This is a genomic window from Anaeromicropila populeti (genome assembly GCF_900112775.1).
Classification (GTDB): Bacteria; Bacillota; Clostridia; order Lachnospirales; family Lachnospiraceae; genus Anaeromicropila_A; species Anaeromicropila_A populeti.
Window position 1 is genome coordinate 1 of the sequence record NZ_FOYZ01000012.1, and the last position, 23640, is coordinate 23640.

General features: G+C 37.6%; 24 protein-coding genes. 23 read left to right on the plus strand and 1 reads right to left on the minus strand.

Features of this window, described 5'->3' with window-relative positions; all coding sequences use genetic code 11:
- The 23 genes from BM305_RS14475 to BM305_RS14580 form a co-directional block, all read left to right on the plus strand.
- Window positions 1-777, plus strand: a 777-nt coding sequence (locus BM305_RS14475) for an RICIN domain-containing protein (RefSeq protein WP_177214741.1), incomplete at its 5' end; no start/stop codon positions are given.
- Between the two features lie 167 nt (window positions 778-944).
- Window positions 945-1847: a GGDEF domain-containing protein gene (locus BM305_RS14480; RefSeq protein ID WP_092562235.1), complete on the plus strand. Its 903-nt coding sequence runs from the start codon at window positions 945-947 to the stop codon at window positions 1845-1847.
- 80 nt (window positions 1848-1927) lie between these two features.
- The gene (locus tag BM305_RS14485) at window positions 1928-2362 is read left to right on the plus strand and encodes an RrF2 family transcriptional regulator (protein ID WP_092562238.1); all 435 of its coding nucleotides are present in this window, start codon (window positions 1928-1930) and stop codon (window positions 2360-2362) included.
- A 114-nt stretch (window positions 2363-2476) separates the two neighbouring features.
- A complete protein-coding gene (gene cooS / locus BM305_RS14490; RefSeq protein ID WP_092562241.1) occupies window positions 2477-4360 on the plus strand; it encodes an anaerobic carbon-monoxide dehydrogenase catalytic subunit in 1884 nt (627 codons plus the stop codon).
- A 27-nt stretch (window positions 4361-4387) separates the two neighbouring features.
- Window positions 4388-4840: a 4Fe-4S dicluster domain-containing protein gene (locus BM305_RS14495; RefSeq protein WP_092562244.1), complete on the plus strand. Its 453-nt coding sequence runs from the start codon at window positions 4388-4390 to the stop codon at window positions 4838-4840.
- On the plus strand, window positions 4837-6069 hold the full coding sequence (locus tag BM305_RS14500; RefSeq protein ID WP_092562247.1) for an NAD(P)/FAD-dependent oxidoreductase: 1233 nt from the start codon (window positions 4837-4839) through the stop codon (window positions 6067-6069). Before BM305_RS14495 ends, BM305_RS14500 begins: the two co-directional genes overlap by 4 nt.
- A 534-nt stretch (window positions 6070-6603) precedes the next feature.
- Window positions 6604-7500 carry a PfkB family carbohydrate kinase gene (locus BM305_RS14505; RefSeq protein ID WP_092562250.1) on the plus strand — a complete coding sequence of 299 codons (897 nt, stop codon included), beginning with the start codon at window positions 6604-6606 and terminating at the stop codon, window positions 7498-7500.
- A 144-nt stretch (window positions 7501-7644) separates the two neighbouring features.
- Window positions 7645-8430, plus strand: coding sequence for an amino acid ABC transporter substrate-binding protein (locus BM305_RS14510; RefSeq protein WP_092562253.1), 786 nt, complete (start codon window positions 7645-7647; stop codon window positions 8428-8430).
- Window positions 8431-8454: 24 nt separating this feature from the next.
- A complete protein-coding gene (locus tag BM305_RS14515; protein WP_092562256.1) occupies window positions 8455-9105 on the plus strand; it encodes an amino acid ABC transporter permease in 651 nt (216 codons plus the stop codon).
- A gap of 26 nt (window positions 9106-9131) precedes the next feature.
- Window positions 9132-9890: an amino acid ABC transporter ATP-binding protein gene (locus tag BM305_RS14520; protein WP_092562259.1), complete on the plus strand. Its 759-nt coding sequence runs from the start codon at window positions 9132-9134 to the stop codon at window positions 9888-9890.
- Between the two features lie 20 nt (window positions 9891-9910).
- Complete coding sequence (locus BM305_RS14525) at window positions 9911-10180, plus strand: metal-sensing transcriptional repressor (RefSeq protein WP_330393503.1); 270 nt, start codon at window positions 9911-9913, stop codon at window positions 10178-10180.
- Window positions 10181-10361: 181 nt separating this feature from the next.
- A complete protein-coding gene (locus BM305_RS14530; RefSeq protein ID WP_092562261.1) occupies window positions 10362-12569 on the plus strand; it encodes a GDSL-type esterase/lipase family protein in 2208 nt (735 codons plus the stop codon).
- A gap of 97 nt (window positions 12570-12666) precedes the next feature.
- Window positions 12667-13143, plus strand: a complete 477-nt coding sequence (locus tag BM305_RS14535; protein ID WP_092562264.1) for an NADH-quinone oxidoreductase subunit NuoE family protein — start codon at window positions 12667-12669, stop codon at window positions 13141-13143.
- Between the two features lie 77 nt (window positions 13144-13220).
- Window positions 13221-15050 carry an NADH-quinone oxidoreductase subunit NuoF gene (locus BM305_RS14540; protein ID WP_334292828.1) on the plus strand — a complete coding sequence of 610 codons (1830 nt, stop codon included), beginning with the start codon at window positions 13221-13223 and terminating at the stop codon, window positions 15048-15050.
- Window positions 15051-15083: 33 nt separating this feature from the next.
- The gene (locus BM305_RS14545; RefSeq protein WP_092562270.1) at window positions 15084-16811 is read left to right on the plus strand and encodes an NADH-dependent [FeFe] hydrogenase, group A6; all 1728 of its coding nucleotides are present in this window, start codon (window positions 15084-15086) and stop codon (window positions 16809-16811) included.
- Window positions 16812-17058: 247 nt separating this feature from the next.
- Window positions 17059-18786 (plus strand): cellulase family glycosylhydrolase, encoded by a 1728-nt coding sequence (locus BM305_RS14550; RefSeq protein WP_092562273.1) that lies wholly within the window; start codon window positions 17059-17061, stop codon window positions 18784-18786.
- A 210-nt stretch (window positions 18787-18996) separates the two neighbouring features.
- Window positions 18997-19878: an ABC transporter ATP-binding protein gene (locus BM305_RS14555; protein ID WP_177214742.1), complete on the plus strand. Its 882-nt coding sequence runs from the start codon at window positions 18997-18999 to the stop codon at window positions 19876-19878.
- Window positions 19841-20119, plus strand: a complete 279-nt coding sequence (locus tag BM305_RS14560) for a hypothetical protein (RefSeq protein ID WP_143099187.1) — start codon at window positions 19841-19843, stop codon at window positions 20117-20119. Before BM305_RS14555 ends, BM305_RS14560 begins: the two co-directional genes overlap by 38 nt.
- Window positions 20120-20136: 17 nt before the next feature.
- The gene (locus tag BM305_RS18830; protein WP_177214743.1) at window positions 20137-20358 is read left to right on the plus strand and encodes a hypothetical protein; all 222 of its coding nucleotides are present in this window, start codon (window positions 20137-20139) and stop codon (window positions 20356-20358) included.
- Between the two features lie 32 nt (window positions 20359-20390).
- Entirely contained in the window at window positions 20391-20867 is a 477-nt protein-coding gene (locus tag BM305_RS14565) for a hypothetical protein (protein WP_092562282.1), read from the plus strand.
- On the plus strand, window positions 20864-21427 hold the full coding sequence (locus BM305_RS14570) for an RNA polymerase sigma factor (RefSeq protein WP_092562285.1): 564 nt from the start codon (window positions 20864-20866) through the stop codon (window positions 21425-21427). Before BM305_RS14565 ends, BM305_RS14570 begins: the two co-directional genes overlap by 4 nt.
- Window positions 21417-21671, plus strand: a complete 255-nt coding sequence (locus BM305_RS14575) for a hypothetical protein (RefSeq protein ID WP_177214744.1) — start codon at window positions 21417-21419, stop codon at window positions 21669-21671. The genes BM305_RS14570 and BM305_RS14575 overlap by 11 nt, the downstream gene beginning before the upstream one ends.
- 14 nt (window positions 21672-21685) lie before the next feature.
- A complete protein-coding gene (locus tag BM305_RS14580) occupies window positions 21686-22267 on the plus strand; it encodes a YIP1 family protein (protein WP_092562291.1) in 582 nt (193 codons plus the stop codon).
- Between the two features lie 336 nt (window positions 22268-22603).
- On the opposite strand, the gene BM305_RS14590 is transcribed toward BM305_RS14580, so the two are convergent.
- Window positions 22604-23593: an aldo/keto reductase gene (locus BM305_RS14590; RefSeq protein ID WP_272481965.1), complete on the minus strand. Its 990-nt coding sequence runs from the start codon at window positions 23591-23593 to the stop codon at window positions 22604-22606.
- Between the last annotated feature and the right edge of the window lie 47 nt (window positions 23594-23640).

A 23640-nucleotide genomic window follows, 5' to 3' on the forward strand; every position in this document is an offset into this window, starting at 1 on the left:
AATAGTACAAATGTACAGCAGTGGGGAGCTTCCAGTGCAGCATCTTATAATACCTGGAAGGTTGTCAGCACAGGAGATGGCTACTACAAATTGTATTCCCAGGTAGGAGATGGAAACACCTATGTATTAGATATTGCTGGAATGAAAACAGCAGATGGAACCAACGTTTTGATTTATACAGATAAAGGTTCTTCAAATCAGATGTTTAAGTTTGTGAAAAATTCCGATGGAACATATGGTATTTTATCGAAACTTGCAGGGGATGTCAGTGGAATTGAGATAGCATCCAGCAGTACTGGTTCAGGTGGAAATGTTCAGCTTTACCAGTATACAGGCAGTGCTAACCAGAAATGGACATTGGAAAAGGTAACATTAGCTACGCCAACGCCAGTAGTAACGCCAACGCCAGTAGTAACGCCAACACCAGCCGCTCAAACAAGTGTGCTTGACATTACTGCCAGCGGAAGTGGATGGAGTACAGGCTATAATTTAAATGTAACACTAAAGAACACATCATCTTCCAATATTACAAGCTGGAAACTCTATTTGCAGAAATCAGAAACAGATATTACAAATATCTGGTGTGCAAAAATGAGTACGACAGGTACAACAATTGAAATTACGCCTGAAAGCTATACCTCTAATATTTATTCTGGCGGAACGGTTTCATTTGGATTTGGTGCAAACGGAACCATCCCAACAAAATTAACCTATAAGTTCGTTTATGTTGTAAATGGAACAGAGTATACTTGTCAGGGAACCGACAGCAGTTTATAATTTGTATTCCTCGGAAAGACTTTTAATCACAGGGGTGGCCAGTTAAATGGCTGCCCCGTTTGTTCTGTGATAGGAACTACGTTGACAAACATTCATGTAAAATTTATAATAAATAGTATCAATGACAGACAGCAATATGTCTTAGTAGTAAAAGGGAGAGATTGATTATGGACGAACAAACTCTTTGTGTAAGTATTCTTCAAAACATTAATGACGGCGTTTACTTTGTTGATAAAGAGCGGAATATAACCTTTTGGAATAAGAGCGCTGAACGAATTACAGGTTTTACGGCATCAGAGGTTATCCATACATCTTGCTATCAAAATTTGCTTAATCATGTGAATGAGGAAGGCGAAGAGATTTGCAAAAATGGTTGTCCCCTTCATAAAACCATGCAGGATGGAATAACCCGAGAGGGTCTGGTTTATCTGCATCATAAAAATGGTTACCGCATTCCTGTTCAAATGAAATCCATTGCAATCATGGAGAATCTTGAAATTGTTGGTGCAATGGAGATATTTCATGACTATACAGAACAGAATACGTTATTACACCAGCTGGAAGAATTAAAGTCTTTGGCATTACGAGATCAGTTGACCAATCTTCCTAACCGGCGGTATATTGAATCCTTTTTAGAATTGAAAAAAAACGATTTTATGTCATTTGGAATTCCTTTTGGAATTGCTTTTATTGATCTAGATCGATTTAAAAGTATCAACGATCAGTACGGACACAATATAGGAGATGAAGTGCTTCAGGTAGCAGCTAAAACCTTTAGCAGAATGGTAAGAAACAGTGATTTAATTGGCAGATGGGGCGGTGAAGAGTTTTTAGGAGTTTTTTGTGGTGTTGACATGGACTCCCTGAGGAAAATATGTACTAAATTAAAAACCATGATTGAAAAATCCAGTATCAGCAGGGATATAGATTTGAAAATCACGATTTCCATCGGGGCAACGCTTTTTCGTCTCGAGGATACGATTGAACAGGCAATTCAGCGTGCAGACCAATTTCTTTATAAAAGTAAAGAAGCTGGAAGAAACCGCGTGACAACGGATGATAATAAATGATGAAATTGGGTATTTACATTTTTATCATTTTGTTGTATCTTTAAAGTATACCAATTAAGTGTATTATTAGAGGAGAATTTATGGGGATAACGCAGGAATGTGATTACGCACTAAGGGTAGTTCTGTTTTTATCAGAAATGGATTCTGATGATAAAACTGAGGCTAAAGTTATTTCAGAAAAGTTAAACATCCCGTTACGTTTTTTATTAAAATTACTTAGAAAACTAACTGTGGCAGGCATACTTAATTCTTACAGGGGTGTGGGAGGAGGCTATTCCCTTGCCAGGTGTCCAGTGGATATTTCATTGAAGGATGTAATTGTAGCAATAGATGGACCTATTTATATGAACCGCTGTCAGTATGACAGTGCCTATTGCTCCTTAAACCGCTGTACTACCTGTAAGATTCATCTGGCTTTGGATACGATTCAGACTCAGCTGGATACTCAATTGCAGACAGTCAATTTTCAAGAGATACGTTTATCAGGGAATCGCATTTTTCCAGAACATAATTAGGATACAATAGCCACATGGAAAAATTTTTATGTGGCTATAAACAAGGTGATTAGTAAAGGCTTTATAAAAATCAAAACTATACCATTTTGGTATACAATAGGAGGAATATGAATTATGTCAAATCAAAAAATATGTAGTACTTGTCAGTCCGCAGATACCATTTTACAGGAGTTTATTGCAAATCTTGATGTGGATACGTCCCATCATCGTGTAGAAACCCAAAAACTGAAATGTGGTTTTGGTCTTCAGGGTGTATGCTGCCGTCTTTGCTCCAATGGGCCTTGTAGAATTACACCAAGTTCTCCAAAGGGAGTATGCGGAGCGACAGCAGATACCATTGTAGCAAGGAACTTTCTCAGGGCAGTAGCTGCTGGTTCAGGCTGTTATATTCATATTGTGGAAAATACAGCAAGAAATCTAAAGGCTTTTTCTTCCAAAAATAAGGAAATTAAAAGTGAAGCAACGTTAAATAAACTGGCAGATTTGTTTGGTGTTAATGCTGAGAATATTAATGAAAGGGCGGAACTGGTTGCAGATAAGGTTCTGGCGGATTTATATAAGCCGTCATTTGATAAGATGGAACTGGTCGAACAGCTTGCGTATAGACCAAGATACGAGAAATGGAAGGAAATGGGAATTCTGCCAGGCGGTGCAAAATCCGAGGTTTTTGACGGTGTGGTCAAAACATCCACTAATTTAAGCAGTGATCCTGTGAACATGCTGCTTCATTGTCTGAGATTAGGAATATCTACAGGCCTTTATGGGCTTACGCTTACCAATCTGCTGAATGATGTTATGCTTGGGGCACCTGTGCTTAGAAAGGCTTCAGTCGGTCTGAGAGTCATTGATTCTGGCTATATTAACATTATGATTACAGGACATCAGCATTCTATGTTTACATATTTACAGGAAAGACTGGTGGAAGAGGATATTACAAAGCTAGCAGAAAAAGCTGGAGCAAAAGGTTTTCGGTTAATTGGCTGTACTTGTGTTGGTCAGGATCTTCAGCTGCGGGGAGAACATTGCCAAGAGGTATTTTCAGGTCATGCTGGAAATAATTTTACTAGTGAGGCGGTGATGGCTACTGGTGCTATTGATCTGGTTGTATCGGAGTTTAATTGTACTCTCCCTGGCATAGAGCCCATTGCTGATAAATATAAAATAAAAATGATTTGTATTGACGACGTGGCAAAAAAAGCAAATGCCGAATATATTCCTTATGACTATGAGGATAGTACTAGTCTTGTTGAATATATTGTGAAGGAAGCTGTTACAAGCTATCAGGACAGAAGGCCTTTGGTTGAAATAAATGTATCAAAGGAACATGGAGATGATGAAGTGCTTACCGGAGTCAGCGAAGGTTCCTTAAAGAAGTTCCTGGGAGGCAGCTGGAAGCCGCTAATTGATTTGCTGGCATCAGGTAAAATCAAAGGAATTGCAGGAATTGTAGGCTGTTCTAATTTGACAGCAAAGGGACATGATGTATTTACCGTAGAGCTTGCGAAAGAACTGATTAAAAGGGATATTATTGTGCTTTCAGCAGGATGCTCCAGTGGAGGTTTGGAAAATGTAGGGCTTATGTCTGCAAAGGCGGCACAGCTGGCTGGTGAAAATTTAAAAAGTGTATGTGAAGCGCTGGGCATTCCACCTGTACTTAATTTTGGCCCATGTCTGGCAATTGGACGGCTGGAAATGGTTGCGTCGGAAATCGCAGAAGAGTTAAATGTTGATTTGCCACAGCTTCCACTGGTACTATCTGCACCCCAATGGCTGGAGGAACAGGCACTGGCAGACGGTTCTTTTGGACTGGCGCTGGGACTCCCACTCCATCTTGCCCTGCCACCTTTTACGACGGGAAGTAAGCTTGTAACGCAGATATTGACAGAGGATATGAAAGCATTAACAGGCGGCCAGCTGATTATTGAAGGCGATGTAAAAAGGGCTGCGGATCAGTTAGAAGAAATTATTGTGAACAGAAGAAAAGAACTTGGTCTATAAAATACCTGACAGAAAGAGGTGATTTTTGTGAAACGGATTATGATAAATAAGGATTTGTGCTATGGGTGCCTCAGCTGTAGTTTAGCCTGTATGGCAGAGCATGGTAAGGAGAAAACGACTCTTTATCATCTGGATTTGGAGAATAAGGAAAACAGCAGTCGTAATTTTATCGCACTGGATAGTAACAATAAACCAGTTCCGATTTTCTGCCGGCATTGTGATGAACCAGAGTGTGTGGACGCCTGTATTAGCGGGGCTATGACTAAGGACAAGAATACAGGCTTGGTTACTTATAATCAGGAAAAGTGTGCATCCTGCTATATGTGTATAATGTCTTGTCCATATGGAGTTTTGAAGGCCGATGACAGTGCTAGAAAAATAATCATGAAATGTGACTTTTGCGGAGAGAACAGTATGCCAAAGTGTGTTGAAAGCTGTCCGAATCAAGCAATCTATCTAATTGAGGTGAATGCCATATGAAATATGTGATAATAGGTGCCGGTGCTGCGGGAATCAGTGCTGCAAAAACGCTATTGGATTTTGATGAAAAGAACCAGATTGTTCTAATTTCTGAGGATGAAAAGGCATATTCCCGATGTATGCTTCATTTTGTAATCGCTGGTAAACGAGATATTGATACCATTTCCTTTGTGGATGAAAAATTATTTGATTCCGACAGAATCTCATGGATAAGTGGAAAAAAAGTGACGGAGCTTATATTTGTTGAAAGGGAAGTAGTATTGGAGGACAAAAGTCATGTTAGTTATGATAAGCTGTTGATTGCAGCAGGAGCAAATGCTGTTATTCCGCCAATTAAGGGCATGGAACACAGTAAAAATGTGTTTGTGCTCCGGAATATTGGGGATGCCAATGCCATCAGAGAAGTGGCTTCTTTTGCAAAGAGGGCTGTTATTATTGGTGCCGGACTAGTTGGCCTGGATGCGGCATCTGCCTTATTGAGTCTTGGTTTGGAGGTAACGGTTGTTGAGATGGCCGATCGCATTCTTTCTCTACAGCTAGATTCTTATTCTGCCAGCCAATATCAAAGGGTTATGGAGGACATGGGGGCTGTCATCTATACAGGTGTTTCTGTAGTTGAGGTGAAACAAAACAGAAATGGTTTTGTGGAGACGGTTCATTTAAATAATGGAGCGGTATTAGAATGTGATTTGGTAGTAACTGCCGCAGGGGTACGGCCTAATACAATCTTTATTCCTGATAATAGTCTGGAAATGAACCGCGGGATTCAGGTAAACGATTGTATGCAGACTTCTATTCCTGATGTATTTGCAGCAGGAGATGTTACAGGCATTACAGGAATCTGGCCAGCGGCAACAAAACAGGGCAAAATAGCAGCTTATAATATGGCAGGAAAGGACGAACATTTTGACGACTATTTTTCTGCTAAAAATGCCATTCATTTATTTGGCATAGGAACCGTAGCAATTGGAATGCCTGTGGCTCCCGATAACAGCTATGTGGAAGCTGTCTGGAAAAACGACGCTGTCTATAAAAAAATAATTTATAAGGACGGAATTGTTTATGGAATTATCCTGCAAAATGATGTTTCCAGAAGCGGCTTCTGGACTAGGGTAATTAAAGAGAAATGGAAGATAAATACTTCTGTAAAAAATATTTTTGATGTGACTTATGCAGACTTTTTTTGCATAAATGAAGAGGGTGAATATACATTTAGGCAGCAACCGTAGGATTTTGTCTGAGCAGGAATCTCTTTAGAAGAGTATCAATTGAAAGAAGAGTTCAGTGAACATTGAATTACGGAGTTAGAAAATGGTATTGCACTAAGCATGAATAAATGTTAATGAATGAAGAACAGAACGTTCTTTTGTTGCTAATTGTATTCTGTATCGTTTCGATCTTGCCATAGAAAACACTGCCAATCGTTTCCTTTTAGCATTTAATAAATTGCTTATAAGAAAATAACAATTTATTTAATGCCCTTGCTCTTTTCGGCGAAAGTATTACAGAATCCATTGATACAGTTTTTTAATAGAATAGCTATTATTTTACAGATACAAAGAAACTTCCAAAAAGATTTTCTTCGTATCTGTTTTTTAGTAGATCAAAAATAACCCAACTTGTGTTACAATAAAAAGGATAAAAAACATCAATGCAGTCTCCACGACATAACGATAAAAAATCTATAAAGAAATCACCATCTATCATTCATGAAAAAGCAGAACTCAATTATTAAAAAGTTCAAATCCCAAGGAGGAACCCCTATGAACCAACACGATGTATATTTATATGGAATGATTTTAATTACTAACAGCTACCTGTTAGCTGGGAAGTATCCAGAGCCGGATACTTACGGAGAAATTACACAAAAATATGTGCTGCCAGGAGGAGAAACTGGAACCAGTGCTACCGTATTAGCAAGTCTTGGATGTCAGGTGAAAATGGACGGTACCCACATGGGGAAGAATACCTATCCCAAAATTGCAAAGTTTTATGAAGACAAGACCGTTGATATAACCAGTCTTTATCTGGATGACAGCTTTGACGGACTGGAGGACTATGTCATAATTGATCAAACTACCAGAACTCCATTTGGTATGTTTCAACAATATTTCTCTGATGAAAAGAAAAGATGGAATGCGCCATTAGAGGAAGATATTATTTCTTGTAAAGTGGCAGGCATTGATCCATTTTTTCAGGCTCAGTCAGAAAAAACGGCTGAACTCTGCCAAAAACATCATAAGCCATTCGTAATGATAGATGCCCCTTATGACAGCATTTTACACCAATACTCCAGTATACATGTGATTTCAACAGAGTTTATACATAACCAGTATCCAGAGGCAGACCGGAACCAGCTGTTTGAAGAATATACCCAAAGGACAAATGGACTTGTACTATTTACCCATGGTGCCAAAGATATTATGTACGGTAGAAAAGGTGAACCTGTCAGACATTTTCAGCCTTACCGCGTTCCAGTGGTCAGTACGCTGGGGGCAGGAGACACTTTTAAAGCAGGCTGTGTCTATGCACTTCTGCACCAGATGAACGATGAAGAAACTGTAAAATTTGCCAGTGCAGCTGCGGCTTCTGCATGCAGTTCATTTCCTATCCCATTAGATCCACCTACTTTAGAAAAGATCGAACGAATTTATTCTTGACATACGAATAAAACTTGCTATACTTTATTTATCCCCTAATGGGGGATGCCTACAAAAGAGGGATAATAAATACATAGGATAGTTATCCCCTATAACTTTAGCGTGGTAAACTGCTACTGTTGTAACAAAGAAATGGAGGAAAGTATGAAAAGAAAAATTGCTTTAGTATTAGTAATGGTATTTGTAATCAGCACCTTGGCTGCATGTGGAGAAAAAAAGTCTTCAAAGGAGCAATTTGTAGTTGGTTTTGATGCAGAATTTGAACCATATGGATTTAAAAATGAAGAAGGCGAATACGTTGGTTTCGATTTGGACTTGGCACAAGAGGTTTGTAACCGTAGAGATTGGGAGTTAGTAAAACAGCCAATTGACTGGGATGCTAAAGATATGGAATTATCATCAGGTTCTATCGACTGCATTTGGAATGGATTTACAATTAATGATCGTGAAGATAAATATACATGGAGTTCTCCTTATGTAAATAACAGTCAGGTATTTGTAGTAGCTACAGATGCAGGTATTGAAAACCAGGCTGGTCTGGCTGGTAAGATAATAGCCGTACAAAAAGATTCTTCTGCACTGGCAGCAATCAATGACGAAGCAAACCAGGCATTAAAAGAATCCTTTGCTGAAGTTGTGGAGCTTAGTGATTATAACACAGCATTTATGGAATTAGAAATGGGAACAGTAGATGCCATTGCAATGGATATTGGTGTGGCTAAAGCGCAAATGTCTTCTCGTGACAATGCCAAGTTTACTATTTTGGAAGAATATCTATCCAGTGAACAATATGGAGTAGGCTTTCTGTTGGGAAATGAAGAGTTAAGAGATAAAGTAGAAGCAACGCTGATGGATATGGTTGAAGATGGAACCTTTATGAAAATTGCAGAGGATTGGGATTTACAAGATAGCGTTTGTTTAGGTGAATAACCAATTATTGCTGGAGGAAGTATTATGAGTTTAGATTTTATGTTTTTTGAGTTAGGTAAGGGATTTATTACTACCGTAGAAATATTTATTCTGACCTTGCTCTTTTCCCTGCCACTTGGATTACTTATTTCCTTTGGAAGAATGTCAAAGCACTTTATATTGCGCCTTATCACAAAGTTTTACATCTCTGTAATGCGTGGAACTCCACTGATGCTGCAATTAATCGTAGTATATTTTGGTCCTTATTACATTTTTGGTGCCCAGCTGGGTCGTTCCTATCGTTTTGCAGCAGTAATCATTGCATTTTCTTTAAACTATGCAGCTTATTTTGCTGAAATATACCGTTCTGGAATTGAGTCAATGCCAATTGGCCAGTACGAAGCGGCTAAGGTGCTTGGCTACACGAAAGTACAAACATTTTTGAAAATTATTTTACCACAGGTCATCAAGAGAATTTTACCAGCTATTACAAATGAGACAATTACTTTGGTAAAGGATACCTCTCTGGCGTTTGTTCTGTCTATTGTAGAAATGTTTACGACTGCCAAACAGATAGCGGCTTCTGAAACGACAATTATGCCATTAATGGTCGCAGGGCTGTTCTATTACATCTTTAATTTAGTAGTTGCACTGGGAATGGAGCAGATAGAAAAGAAACTAAATTATTATAGATAGAGACAGGATGTGAAAGGAAATTATATATGAATATATTAGAAATCAATCACATGAAAAAAGCATTTGGAGACTTACAGGTTATTAAAGATATTTCCTTATCCGTAAAGGAAGGAGAGGTTTTATCCATCATTGGACCGTCTGGTTCTGGAAAATCAACCATTCTCCGCTGTGCAACCATGTTGGAAAAAATGGATAGTGGAGAATTAATATATCTGGGAGAAGCTGCGGCACGAAACAATGGTGAAGGAAAAAGTGTATATTCTTCTAAAAAAGATTTAAAAAGAATGCACCAATATTTTGGTCTTGTTTTTCAGAATTTTAACCTTTTTCCTCACTACAGTGTTTTGAAAAACATAATGGATGCCCCAATGGCTGTAAGTAAAATAGGAAAAGAAGAAGCAGAAGAACGAGCCATGTCTTTGCTGAAAAAGCTGGGGTTAGAAGAAAAAGCAAAAGCCTATCCTTGCCAATTGTCTGGTGGACAGCAGCAACGTGTATCCATTGCAAGAGCATTAGCACTTCAGCCAAAAATGTTATTTTTTGATGAGCCAACCTCCGCGCTGGATCCTGAGTTAACAGGAGAAATACTAAAAGTGATTAAGGAACTGGCAAAAGAAAAAATGACCATGATTATTGTAACTCATGAAATGCAGTTTGCCAGAGAGCTTTCGGACCGGATTATTTTTATGGAAAATGGAGTAATTCAAGAGGAAGGTTCTCCTGAACAGATTTTCGCAACTGATAATGCCAGAATTAAAGAGTTTATTGGTAAATTCGTTGGATAGCATGGTAAAGGAGGAATTTTGTGACAAAGGAACATCCAGAAACAAAAAAAGTAATGGATAGAATGTCCCGGGCAATCGGACATATGGAAGCAATTAAAAGAATGATTGAAGAAGAGAGAGATTGTCGTGAAATTCTGATTCAGCTTTCCGCAGTAAGGTCCGCAATAAACAATGTTGGCAAAATCATTTTACAGGATCACATTAATCAATGTGTGACAGATGCACTAGAAACAGGAGATACCAAGACATTAGAAGAGTTAAATAGTGCAGTTGATAAGTTTTTAAAATAAACAGTAGAATTAGATAATTTGCTACAATGCTTGTATTAAAGTGTTGTAGCTTTTTAATTGAGAAGAACATGAGAACATCGCAATATATTACATCAAATTCTACATATTAAACATAAGTTCTACTTTTTTAGAAAAAAATGTCCTATAGTAATAATATCAATAAAATATAGGAGGAATTTTAATGAAACGTTTAAACAAAATATTATCATTCGTTTTAGTGTTTGCAATAATGGTTACCGTGATACCAGTAACCGTATCCGCAGATACAGCGACGGGGAGTGGAACTGTTAATTTATTCTCAGGTTCCAAAGCAGCATCTACCTGGACACAGGTACTCACTTATGACACAGTTAAAAATAATGGAACTTTTAATCCTGCCATTATTAAAGAAAATGGATACTTTCAGGCAACTTTTACAGGCAATAAAGAAGGGCTTCAGATGATTTTTCAGAGCTGGTCAGGCGGATCTGGATGGGCCATTGTAGTGCCATCTGAAATCACAACATCACTTGATGGTTCTTATTTGGCAAAATTTACATATAGTGATATTACCGCTTCATACGGAACAAATTTTTCAGTGCTGGATAGATTGTATTTCAACACTACAACAGGTGCTATCACATTAACTTCCCTGGATTATGTATCTGAGGCACCAGCACCAACTGAAACCGTAGAACCAACAATAATACCAACACCAGTACCTAGCGCAACCGTAGAACCAACAATAACACCAACGCCAGTACCAAGCGCAACTGTTGAACCAACTGTAACACCAACGCCAGTACCAAGCGCGACCGTTGAAACAACAATAACACCAACGCCAGTACCAAGCGCAACTGTTGAACCAACTGTAACACCAACACAATCAGCGCCTGCTGATGAAAATAGAATAAATCTATTTAATGGTTCAGAAGATGTTCCAACATGGACACAGGGACTTCGTATTCCAACTTTGAAAAATGGGGGTGTTTTAGATACTTCCGTTGTAAATGAAGACGGTTACTTTGCAGTAACGTATACAGAGTCTAGAGACAGCTTGAAATTAATTTTCCAAAGCTGGTCAGGCGGAGGAGGATGGATTACAGTATCTCCAACCATTATAAAAAAGAATTCTTATAAAAACTATACAGCAATTTTCGATTACGATACAGTTGCTGCTGACTATGGCACAAAATTTACAGCATTAGATGCAATCTATGTGTTAACAACAAACGGAGCCATTACATTAAAATCAGTAGATTATGTTACAAGTGGTGTGCAGAATGCAATAGCAGATGCCTCCCCTACACCTGTACCAAGCGTTGAGCCTACTTATGTACCAGGTGAATTAGCAGAAAGAACCTTTTTGCCAGATGATACTCACGTTAAAGCAATAGGAAGAACCTATGTTGATGCTGATGGCACAAGATGGATTACCAATACAGCATCTGGAATTGAATTTACATTTACAGGTACAAAAGCATCTGTTACAGTCAAAACAAGCTACACAGAAGATACTACAAATCAAGCTAGAATCGGTATTTTTGTAAATGGTGCCTTAGTAATGGATGATATGATAGACGAAATGGAAAAAACATATACTTTTTTTCAGAACGCAACATCAAAAGCAGTGTCGGTACGAATTATTAAATTATCTGAATCCCCATTTATACCATTGGCAATCAGTAATATTTCTGTAACTTCCACAGCTGATATTCAGCCAGAGCAGGAAAAGACTCATAAGATAGAATTTATTGGTGACTCCATAACCTGCGGATATGGTGTAGACGACGAAAACATTTATGGTGGATTTAAAACAGCAACTGAAAATGGTTCTAAAACATATGCTTATAAAACAGCTGCCGCATTAAATGCAGATTATAGTATTATTGCAGCAAGTGGCTTTGGTATTATATCAGGATATACGTCTGGAGCAATCAATTCAACACAGACAATACCTCCATACTATAACGACCTTGGTTTTTCCTGGTATTCCTTTGCAGATGGCAGTAATCCTACCAATATGGAATGGGATTTTAATCAGTTCCAGCCAGATGCTGTAGTAATTAATTTAGGAACAAATGATAATTCATATTGTGGAACTAATGCCTTAAGAAAAGCAGAATTTGTAGAAGGTTACATTGCTTTCTTAAAGCAAATCCGCGCTAAAAATCCAGACGCAATGATTTTTTGTACATTAGGTATTATGGGACAAGAATTATATCCTCAGATTCAAGAAGCGGTTTTACAATATACTGCGGAAACCAATGATACCAGAGTAACCTGTATGCAGTTTGATGTACAAGCTATGTCCGATGGAATTTGCGTAGACTGGCATCCATCTGAAAAAACGCATACAAAAGCAGCTGACCTTTTAACCGATTATATTGGTTATGTTATGGGCTGGTAAATATAAAATAAAAATATAGCAGTCAAATTGTAATTTATATGTATATTATAGACATACTATTAGTATCTAGAGTAATTAGAAATGGAGGTACTAATGTATGTCTTTTCATTTGCAGAGAGAACAGCAGTTCAAGGAACTGGAAGATTTTATTGATTCCGTTCCGGAAAAAACAAGTTCTCTAATTACTGTGCTGCATAAAGCACAGGAGATTTTCGGATATTTACCTGAAGATGTACAAAAATTTGTTGCAGTTAAATTGGATCAGCCTATTGCAGAAGTAAATGGAGTTGTTACCTTTTACTCTTATTTTACGGAAACACCTACTGGAAAGCATATTATCAATGTCTGCATGGGAACCGCCTGTTTTGTAAAGGGATCTGCTGAAATTTTAGATGAATTTGAACGAAAGCTGAATATTAAAGTAGGTGAGACTACGCCAGATGGTAAATACACCCTTCAGGTTTTGCGGTGTGTCGGAGCATGTGGTCTGGCTCCTGTTGTTACAGTGGACGACAGGGTCTATGGTCATTTTACAAAACAAATGGTTGGAAAAACCTTAGAGGAATATAATTAGGGGGTGTCAGGTTGAACAGAATTAACTCGTATGAAGAATTGCAGAAGATAAATCAGGAAAATTCCGAAAAATTAAAAATGAGAACGCCTTCTCACGAAGAAGAGCTGGCTGTTGAAAATAAACGATGTCAGCGTATTATTACAGTGTGTGGAGGAACTGGCTGCCAGTCCTCTGACAGCACGAAAATCATGGATTGTCTGAAACAGGAAATTGAAAAGGAAGGTCTTTCCGATGAAGTTACAGTATCTATAACGGGATGTTTTGGATTTTGTGAAAAAGGTCCTATTGTCAAAATAAATCCAGACAATACTTTTTATGTTCATGTTACCCCTGCTGATGCCAGAGAAATTGTAACAGAGCATCTGCTGAATGGAAGAGCTGTCCGAAGGTTACTATATGAAGAACCTGCTGTGAAACAAGCAGTTAGGCGGCAGGATGAGATGTGCTTTTATAAAAAGCAAAACAGAATTGCATTACGAAATTGTGGCTTCATTAATCCAGAAGATATTACAGAATTTATCGGTGCCAAAGGCTATCTGGCACTTGGAAAGGTGCTCACCACGATGTCACCTGATGATGTAATTAAAGTGATAACGGATTCAGGTCTACGTGGAAGAGGCGGTGGAGGTTACCCCACAGGAAAAAAATGGTATTTTGCAAAAATAAAGGAAGCGGATCAAAAGTATATTATTTGTAATGCTGATGAAGGAGATCCAGGGGCATTTATGGATCGCTCGATTCTAGAGGGAGATCCAAACAGTGTGTTGGAAGCAATGGCTATTGCTGGATACTCAATTGGTGCCTCCAAAGGTTATATTTATATCCGTGCCGAATATCCGCTGGCAGTTAACCGTATTATGATTGCGTTAAACCAAGCAAGAGAACTGGGACTTCTGGGTAACAACATTCTCGGAACAGATTTTCATTTTGACGTTGAACTAAAGTATGGTGCTGGCGCTTTTGTCTGCGGAGAGGAAACAGCATTAATTCATTCTATTGAAGGAAAACGCGGGGAACCAACGAATAAACCTCCTTTTCCAGCAGAAAGTGGATTATGGGAGAAGCCAACTTGTGTAAATAACGTGGAAACCCTGGCAAATGTTCCAGCCATTATTCTAAATGGTGCTGACTGGTACAGTTCGATTGGAACAGCAGGTTCAAAAGGAACAAAAGTATTTGCACTGGCAGGAAAAATTAATAATGTAGGTTTAGTAGAGGTTCCAATGGGAACTACGTTACGTGAAATCATTTATGATATCGGTGGTGGCATTAAAAACGGAAGAAAATTCAAGGCAGTTCAGACAGGTGGTCCGTCTGGCGGCTGCATTCCTGCGGAAAATCTAGATCTGCCCATTGATTATGAATCCTTGACTGCCATAGGCTCCATGATGGGCTCTGGCGGCATGATAGTAATGGATGAAGATAATTGCATGGTAGACATCGCAAAATTTTATCTGGAATTTACCGTAGAAGAATCCTGTGGAAAATGTACACCATGCAGAATCGGTAACAAGAGACTTCTTGAAATATTAACGAGGATTACCAACGGAAATGGCACAGAGGACGATTTAAAGACCTTGAAGGAACTGGGACAAATTATTAAAGACACTTCGTTGTGCGGACTTGGACAAACGGCACCTAACCCTGTTTTAAGCACAATGAAATATTTCTGGAATGAATATGTGGCACATGTAAAGGAACACAGATGTCCTGCGGGGGTGTGTAAAACCCTGGTTCAGTTTGAAATTACAGATAAATGCATCGGTTGTACTAAGTGTGCCAAGAACTGTCCTGTTTCCTGTATTTCTGGTGATGTTAAGAAAAAACATCTGATTCATCAGGACAGATGCATAAAATGTGGTGCCTGTTACTCCAGCTGCCCAGTTAACGCTATTATCAAAGTTTGATAAACTCCTGAGTTTAAGAAAGAGGTGAATGTTTTGAGTTTAGTTACGGTTACAATAAATGACAAGAAATTGCAGGTGGAAGAGGGCACCAGTATTCTAGAAGCGGCAAAATCAGCCAATATCTATATTCCTACATTATGCCATATGAATCTTCATGGCGGAGTAGAGCACAATCCAGGTTCCTGCCGGGTCTGTGTTGTTGAAATTGAAGGAAGAAAAAACCTTGCTCCTTCCTGCAATACAATGGTAGCAGAAGGGATGGTGATAAATACTAATTCCATTCGTGCGATTACATCAAGAAGGACAGTTGTGGAGCTGCTTTTGTCAGATCATCCTCAGGACTGCCTACTTTGTGAAAAAAATATGCATTGTGAATTACAGGCATTGGCAGCAGATATGGGAATTCGCGAAATGAAGTATAAAGGTGAGATGTCTACATTTCCAAAGGATTTTTCCAGTGCATCCATTGAACGAAATCTGGATAAGTGTATTCTGTGCCGAAGATGTGTCACTGCATGCGGGAAAATTCAGACCGTTTCTGTACTTTCAGCTGTAAATAGAGGCTTTCATACCATCATTTCACCTGCATTTGGGCTGCCTATGGTTGATACCAACTGTACCTTCTGTGGCCAGTGTGTTTCTGTCTGTCCTACTGGGGCATTAACCCAGGTAAATAATACCACAAAAGTATGGGAGGCACTGAACCATAAAGATAAATTTGTGATTGTTCAGACAGCTCCCGCTGTTCGTGCTGCTTTGGGGGAATGTTTCGGAGATACCAGCGGCAAAGCTGTCACTGGCAAAATGGTTGCGGCTCTTCGTGCTATGGGCTTTGATAAGGTGTTTGACACCGATTTTGCAGCAGATTTGACTATTATGGAAGAGGCAGCTGAATTAATTGACCGAATGAATAATGGTGGAAGGCTTCCTATGCTTACTAGCTGCTGTCCAGCATGGATTAATTATTTTGAACATGAGTTTAAAGACATGCTTGATGTGCCATCCAGCTGTAAATCACCCCAGCAGATGTTTGGAGCAATTGCAAAAAATTATTATGCTAAGAAAATGAATCTTAACCCTGAAAATATGGTTGTGGTATCTGTCATGCCTTGTCTTGCTAAAAAATATGAGGCGTCCAGGGAAGAAATGAAAAATGATGTGGATATTGTAATTAGTACGCGAGAGCTTGCCAAAATGATTAAAGAGGCCGGAATATCCTTTCATTCTCTTCCAAATGAGGAATTTGACAGCTTTTTGGGTGAATCCACTGGGGCATCGGTTTTATTTGGAGTAACAGGTGGTGTAATGGAGGCAGCGCTTCGAACCGCCTATGAATGGATTACTGGTGAAGGGTTAGAAAACGTAGAGTTTTCCATGATTCGTGGCTTAGATGGTATAAGGGAAGCAACGGTTCAGATAAAGGATCGGGAAGTAAAAGCTGCCATCGCCAATGGACTAGGCAATGCCAGAATCCTTTTGAATAAAATAAGAAATGGAGAAGCAGATTATCAGATTATAGAAATTATGGCATGTCCAGGAGGCTGTATTAATGGCGGCGGCCAGCCGTATTTGCGTGGAGATTATGAAGTACTGAAAAGGAGAGCCGGCGCGCTATATGAAGAGGATCAGAATAAGCCAATTCGTAAATCCCATGAAAACCCTGCAATCATCAAACTTTATGAAGAATTTTTGGATAAGCCTAACAGCGAAATTGCGCACCATTTGCTTCATACCCAGTATTTTTATAAAGAAATTTCATAGCTGAATTTGCTGTTGATAAACCGAAGTACAAGAATTGTATTTTATATAGATTCTTGTACTTTTATATATATCAATAATGCAAAACAAATTGAATTTATTGCGGAGAAATTGTATCATTAAGTATGCAAAAAGCATAGAATTATAATGAAAAAAATGAAAGTGCTTACAATTCATTTTATCGCAAATAATTAGCAATGATATGGGGATTGCTTTGCTGTAAAATGTTGTAACGAAAGGAGAATGTATAATGCGTTTACACAAAAAGATAGCGTCTGTATTACTATCTGCGGCTGTGGTTGTTTCTTCATTAGCAGCACCTAGCCTTAGAAATTCTATTTCATCGGATTTGTCAGTTACAGTTCAGGCAGCTGCCAATAGCACCAGCACCTTTGACAATCTTGATCAAAGTGCCATGGTTACGGCAATGGGAGCTGGATGGAATCTTGGAAATCAGCTGGAAGCAATAAATAATGGCTATCCAGGGGAAACAAACTGGGGTAATCCTGTTATTACAGAAAATTTAATTAAAGCAGTTAAGAACGCCGGTTTTAATACAATTCGTGTTCCGGTCTCTTACATGAATTACATAGGAAGTGACTCCAACTACACGATTAATGCTACATGGCTTAACCGCGTTCAGGAAGTAGTTGACATGTGTATTAATAATGGTCTTTTTGTTATGATTAATATGCATGGTGATGGCTATACATCTATCACAAATAGCTGGCTGCTCTGCGGAAGTTCTAACCAGACTGCTATTAAAGCAAAATACGGTGCTGCCTGGAAACAGATTGCAGAGCGTTTTAAAAACTATGACGAGCATTTGATTTTTGAGTCTATGAACGAAGAGTTCAATGGAAATTATGGTACACCTGATGCAACAGCATATAGCAATATTAATGATTATAATCAGATTTTTGTAAATACTGTAAGACAAACTGGTGGTAATAACGATAAACGGTGGCTTTTAATCCCTGGCTGGAACACAAATATTGATTATACAGCAGGAAATTATGGTTTTAAACTACCAACAGACAATTATCTGTCCAGTACCCTTTCAGGCAAAAAGAGAATTATGATTTCTGTTCACTACTATTCTCCATGGGAATTTTGTGGAACGGAATCAAGTGCTGTTACCCAGTGGGGAAGTACGGCGACCAATAGTTCAAAGGTTGCTTCATGGGGCGGTGAATCTTATATGCAGCAGCAGCTGAACATGATGTATACTAAATTTGTTCAGGCTGGTTATCCTGTGGTGATTGGTGAATACGGTTCAATTGACAAGTCCGCATATGATTCTAATAATGCAGCATGCCGCGCAGATTATGCCAAAAAACTCTGTTCGTATTCAAAGTCCTATGGTTTAGTTCCTGTATTATGGGACAATGGCTATAATGGTACTTATGGATTTGGTGTATTTAATCGTAGTACTTGTGCTGTAACACAGCAGAACATTATTTCAGCTATTATGTCTGTGTATACTGGCTCCACTAGTACACCAACACCAGTTGTGACACCTACGCCAGTGGTAACACCAACTCCAGTGGTAACACCTACGCCAGTAGTAACACCAACTCCAGTAGTAACACCAACTCCAGTGGTAACACCAACTCCAGTAGTAACGCCTACGCCAGTGGTAACACCAACTCCAAGTGCTTCAACAGGTGGTTCTTTACCTAGTGGAATTACATGTGAATATAAGGTAGTAAGCGACTGGGGAAGCAGCTTCCAGGGACAAATTGTATTAAAAAACAATTCCACTAAGACTTACAACGGATGGACTTTACAATTCAATTACAATAGTAAAATTACTAGTTTATGGGGAGCCCAGTTATCTGGACAATCTGGAACAAAGGTTACTGTGAAAAATCCATCTTGGGATGCAACCCTTGCACCTGGTTCGTCTGTAACAATTTATTTTATTGCCACACTGGGAAGTGACAAAAATACACCTGTGAATTATTCATTTAGTTAAAGGTTGGAGAAAATGAGGGGTATGTAAACGTAATGAATGTGTTTAACTAGTTATTAGGACTTTTGCAAAATAGGTTAGAAATAATCTGTGGAGCAAAAGTTCTTTTTTGTACATCAGAAAGAATATTTATTATCTATTCCATAAAATATGATAATTACCAGGGGGATTTATTCATTTTATGCAACTAATATGGTGAAAGGAGTTGATAAAATGAATGAGAATTCAGCTATAGATACCTGTAATATTAGTAAAAGCTTTGGTGATTGCAGAGCTATTAACAATTTATCCATTTCTGTTCCTCAGGGAGAGATATTTGGATTTATAGGTAAGAATGGTGCAGGAAAAACAACCTTTATGAGGATAATATGTGGGTTGATGAAAGCAAGCAGCGGAAGTTTAAAGGTAAAGAAGCATATAAGCTTCTTGCCACAGAATGTCAGATTTCGTGATAACATGAATGCTATTGAGGTAATACAATTCTTTGCTAAATTAAGAAAGGGCAACATAGAGGAATGTATAGCATTTGCAAAGGAACTGGAAATTGATTTATATAAAAAAATCAGTAGTCTTTCACCAGGACAGCAGAGAAAACTGCAGCTTGTTATAGCAACCATTGGAGAACCAGAAATTCTTGTATTAGACGAACCAACAGCTGGACTAGATCCAATGGGTGTTCAACAGGTCAGAGGAATTATAAAAGTATTAAACCAAAAGGGATGTACAATCTTCATTTCCTCACATGTTTTAATGGAACTTGAAAACCTATGCCATTCTATAGCGGTAATTGAAAAAGGTGAGCTTCTCTATGAAGGAGCCTGTAGTATAGTTTACGAGATAGAAGCAGAAGGTATAGACGAAAAAACAATTAAGCTATTAACACAGTTGAAAAAGAAAAAGTTTGAAGTGAAGGGTAATATGTTGATTGCGGAAGTCAACAGGCACGAGTTACCAGATGTACTGTGGCTTCTTTCTGAAAATTGTATTAAAGTTTACGGTGTTAAGCGGCAAGGAATCGAGGCTCTATATAATCAACTTATAAAGGAGGCATCTTGTAATGAACGACATCATGATTTTGTTAAAGAGGGATATTAAAAACAGCTTTCATAAAAGGCTTGTTATAATGCTTTTATTTCTGATTTTATTTCAATTCTGGTTTATTCTCGGTTCTGACAGCATTGAGCAGGTGAGAAAAACAGGAATAATGAATTATATGGCGGTGGTTTTTTCAATTAATTTTTTAGGAACAATTGTAGCTTCTATTTTGAACTATGATGGAATATCAAGTGAAAGGGAATCTAAGTTTTTGGATTTAATACTTACGGTGTTTTATTGATACCAAGACTGTTTACAATGGCAGTAGATAGTTTGAGTAGTTTATTTTGTTTCAATGAAACGGTAACACAGATAATCTACTTGGTCTCACCGGCCCTTACTATGAATGCTTTAAGTGGTTATTCAGAAATAAAACAGGTTGTATGTGCATTGCTTTTACTTGCATTTTATCTCACAGTTAATGTAATATTAGGTTTATATGTGTTTCAGAGACAAGATGAACTAAATTACGGCGAATAAATAAATTTTATATGGGAGTGAGGATTAGTTATATGAAAAAGAAGACATCTTTAATTGTACTGATGATTTTTATCGTCCTTGCAATATTAATAGGTTTTGTTCTTGTTAATAAGGGCGATGGTCCTGTTTCAGGTATGATATTGGCAGATAAAGTTTTGGATAATATAGATGAATATAACAGTGCCGAAGAAACGCAAGGCAGCGAAATCTACCTTGTAGTATCAAGTGCATACAACAAATTAGAAGAAGAATATAAAACCAGCATTCCAGAATCCGAGAATTTATATGCAACCATCCACATTGTAGAATGTCCTAAAGGTTCTGAGTTTACGGGAAAATGGTTGAAAGATGACGAAGTCATTAAAGAGGATGTAGTAACTTTAGCTACGGATTCTGAAGGTGTAGTTACGTGTATGCTTGATGGTGATAATGTAACCAAAGGCAGTTATAGTTTTGAATTATATGAAGGAGACAGAAAGATATTGGAAAAGACATTTTCTGTAGAATGAGTATGAATATGTGGATAAACGAGGTAAAAAAGAAAGAGTATTTTACTGATCAATATGCTCAATGTTTTGATTATGTTTACTCATATATCTATGCCAGAACAGCAGGAAATAGACAAATGACGGAGGATATTGTACAAGAGACTTTTTCTGCTGCATGGCTAGCTCTTGATCGGTTTAATAATAGAAGCTCATTTCGAACATGGCTCTGCTCAATAGCGAAAAACAAGCTTAGGGAAAGTTATCGTAAATCGATTTGTAGAGAAAAGTATGAGATTCTAGATAATGACAGCTGTATTGAATCTGTCAGTAGCTTTGACCTGGAACAGTTTGAAATTGACAAAGAAAAGCGCCAGTGTGTACAAAAGGCTCTTAATCAAATAAACCCCCTTTACAGGTATGTGCTGATTTTGAAATATATGGATGATATGAGTGTAAAAGAAATTGCAAAAGAATTAGAAAAATCGGTTAAGAGCGTGGACGGTATACTCCAACGGGCAAAAACAGCATTTGAAAAAGTGTATTCGAAGATGAAAGGTTGTGATAAAAATGATGGACGATAGAAAAGTTGAAAAGCTTATTAAATCACTAGATACGGAAGTGATATCACCTGAAGGAATGAAAGAAAAAATTTTATTGAAAGTATTTTTAGAAAATAAAAATGAGCCTGTCTTGACGTCCTTCGAAAAATTTATTTTTGTAAATCCATTAAGATTTGCATGTGTTATATCTGTAAGTGTGTCTGGAGCTTTGTGGATGGTTTTAGGTAGTAGTTTTTCAAAATTGATAATTGGTATTATGGGATAGGTGGTGAACTCAATATGAATATTTTGTATCAATCAATATTTGCTCCGCTTGGCGTTTTTAATAATAACTATGTGAAATATAGGTTTCAGACAGCAATGATTATAGTACTTTCTACTGCGGTTTTAGAAACGATACTTGCTCCAATTATATATTTCTGTACTTATAGGAACAGGTATAAAATTAATTTGGATATCAGTAGTATGTTCCTTAGACTGGTCGTTGTAATCATCACCTGGGTTGTTGTATGTACAGTTTTCTGGATGTTCTCTAAATATTTTCACAAAAGAATAAGCTTTAGTCAGACAGTATCTATATGGGGGCTAAGCTATATACCAAATTTTTTATGTATTATTTTATATAATATCCTATTGATAAAACCAGAGATTTATAATGGAAGTGGGTTTTCAACCTTTATTATCAGTTCACTTTTTATCATGTTTCTTATCTGGAAGGCGATATATTACTTTATGTACATGCGCTCTGTACTTAATACCACATTACGTGAGATTACTATTATTACGGTAGTATCAGCACTTTTATTTGTTTCATTGATAGTGATAGAGTTCATGGTTGGGGTACAAGTGCCTGTTTTATAGATAACATTTCACTTATATATTTACGATTATGTGGACAGGAAATTGTGGAGTATCTGTCAAGCAAATATTCTTTGGTTTCTTTTCATGATGAGCAAGCAAAAAGAACTGTGATTCAAAATGTTCTATATGATGAACTGTGTGCCTTTCAAGGATTAGATGAAAAAGATTTAGATAATTATTTTTGCGCAGCCAGATATGTTACATGCCTCAAGAAATTTAATATACAGATATGAAAGATCGACAAATAAAGATATCCTCTTGAATTAATGCTAAAGCAAATATTAATCCAAGGGGATTATTTTATGGCTAGACAAAGGAAGGTTTCACATAAATTTATCAGTTTAAAATAGCATCAATTTCTGCTAACTCATCATCAGTAAAATCAAGATGTGACAGCATATTAACATTATTAATAATTTGAGATGGCGTACTTGCGCCTACAAGCAGAGAAGTCAGTTCGCCAGTTTTTACCGCCCAAGACAATGCAAGCTGGGCAATCGTTTGATTTCTATTTTGCGCAATGTGATTAAGTTTATGTACTTTTTCTATAACAGCATCTGTAATATTTTTTTGAGTTAAAAAGTTACTATTCTGATCGGCAGCTCTGGAATTTTCAGGAATCCCATTAAGATATTTATCAGTAAGAATCCCTTGAGCAAGTGGTGAAAATGCAATTGATCCAATTTTCTTTTCCCTGTGAACCTGAATCAATCCATTTTTTATTTGTTGTTCCATCATAGAGTACTTGGTTTGATGAATAATTGCGGGTGTTCCTAATGAATTTAAAATGTCACATGCTTTTTTTAGTTGCTCTGGCTGGTAGTTGGATAAACCAATATATAGGGCTTTACCAGAACGAACGACATGGTCTAATGCAGACATTGTTTCTTCAAGGGGAGTAGAAGGATCTGGTCTATGATGATAAAAAATATCAACGTAATCCAGTCCAAGTCTGCTTAAACTTTGATCCAGACTTGCAATTAAATATTTACGACTTCCCCAGTTTCCATAAGGACCTGGCCACATAACATATCCAGCTTTCGTAGAAATAATACATTCATCTCGATACGGATATAACTGGTTATTAATTATTTTACCAAAATTCACTTCCGCAGCACCACGGTTTGGACCATAATTATTAGCTAAATCAAAGTGGGTAATTCCACAATCAAAAGCGGTTGTAATCATTTGAGTCATGTTTTCTAGTGTATTCGTATTTCCAAAATTATGCCATAGACCTAAAGAAACAACAGGAAGTTTTAATCCACTGTTACCACAACTTTTATAAATCATGGAACAATAGCGCTGTTCATTTGCTAAGTACATCAATATATTCTCCTTACATTTATAATAATTAACATAAATATTATTAT

What these genes read in the sequence shown, in the direction of transcription:
- BM305_RS14510 (WP_092562253.1), top strand. Translation starts at nt 7,645, where the DNA reads ATGAAAAGAAAAATTGCTTTAGTATTAGTAATGGTATTTGTAATCAGC.
- BM305_RS14500 (WP_092562247.1), top strand. Translation starts at nt 4,837, where the DNA reads ATGAAATATGTGATAATAGGTGCCGGTGCTGCGGGAATCAGTGCTGCA.
- BM305_RS14570 (WP_092562285.1), top strand. Translation starts at nt 20,864, where the DNA reads ATGAGTATGAATATGTGGATAAACGAGGTAAAAAAGAAAGAGTATTTT.
- BM305_RS14530 (WP_092562261.1), top strand. Translation starts at nt 10,362, where the DNA reads ATGAAACGTTTAAACAAAATATTATCATTCGTTTTAGTGTTTGCAATA.
- BM305_RS14515 (WP_092562256.1), top strand. Translation starts at nt 8,455, where the DNA reads ATGAGTTTAGATTTTATGTTTTTTGAGTTAGGTAAGGGATTTATTACT.
- BM305_RS14485 (WP_092562238.1), top strand. Translation starts at nt 1,928, where the DNA reads ATGGGGATAACGCAGGAATGTGATTACGCACTAAGGGTAGTTCTGTTT.
- BM305_RS14540 (WP_334292828.1), top strand. Translation starts at nt 13,221, where the DNA reads ATGAGAACGCCTTCTCACGAAGAAGAGCTGGCTGTTGAAAATAAACGA.
- BM305_RS14535 (WP_092562264.1), top strand. Translation starts at nt 12,667, where the DNA reads ATGTCTTTTCATTTGCAGAGAGAACAGCAGTTCAAGGAACTGGAAGAT.
- BM305_RS14480 (WP_092562235.1), top strand. Translation starts at nt 945, where the DNA reads ATGGACGAACAAACTCTTTGTGTAAGTATTCTTCAAAACATTAATGAC.
- BM305_RS14555 (WP_177214742.1), top strand. Translation starts at nt 18,997, where the DNA reads ATGAATGAGAATTCAGCTATAGATACCTGTAATATTAGTAAAAGCTTT.
- BM305_RS14575 (WP_177214744.1), top strand. Translation starts at nt 21,417, where the DNA reads ATGGACGATAGAAAAGTTGAAAAGCTTATTAAATCACTAGATACGGAA.
- BM305_RS14580 (WP_092562291.1), top strand. Translation starts at nt 21,686, where the DNA reads ATGAATATTTTGTATCAATCAATATTTGCTCCGCTTGGCGTTTTTAAT.
- BM305_RS14560 (WP_143099187.1), top strand. Translation starts at nt 19,841, where the DNA reads ATGAACGACATCATGATTTTGTTAAAGAGGGATATTAAAAACAGCTTT.
- BM305_RS14590 (WP_272481965.1), bottom strand. Translation starts at nt 23,593, where the DNA reads ATGTACTTAGCAAATGAACAGCGCTATTGTTCCATGATTTATAAAAGT.
- BM305_RS14565 (WP_092562282.1), top strand. Translation starts at nt 20,391, where the DNA reads ATGAAAAAGAAGACATCTTTAATTGTACTGATGATTTTTATCGTCCTT.
- BM305_RS14550 (WP_092562273.1), top strand. Translation starts at nt 17,059, where the DNA reads ATGCGTTTACACAAAAAGATAGCGTCTGTATTACTATCTGCGGCTGTG.
- BM305_RS18830 (WP_177214743.1), top strand. Translation starts at nt 20,137, where the DNA reads ATGGCAGTAGATAGTTTGAGTAGTTTATTTTGTTTCAATGAAACGGTA.
- BM305_RS14505 (WP_092562250.1), top strand. Translation starts at nt 6,604, where the DNA reads ATGAACCAACACGATGTATATTTATATGGAATGATTTTAATTACTAAC.
- cooS (WP_092562241.1), top strand. Translation starts at nt 2,477, where the DNA reads ATGTCAAATCAAAAAATATGTAGTACTTGTCAGTCCGCAGATACCATT.
- BM305_RS14520 (WP_092562259.1), top strand. Translation starts at nt 9,132, where the DNA reads ATGAATATATTAGAAATCAATCACATGAAAAAAGCATTTGGAGACTTA.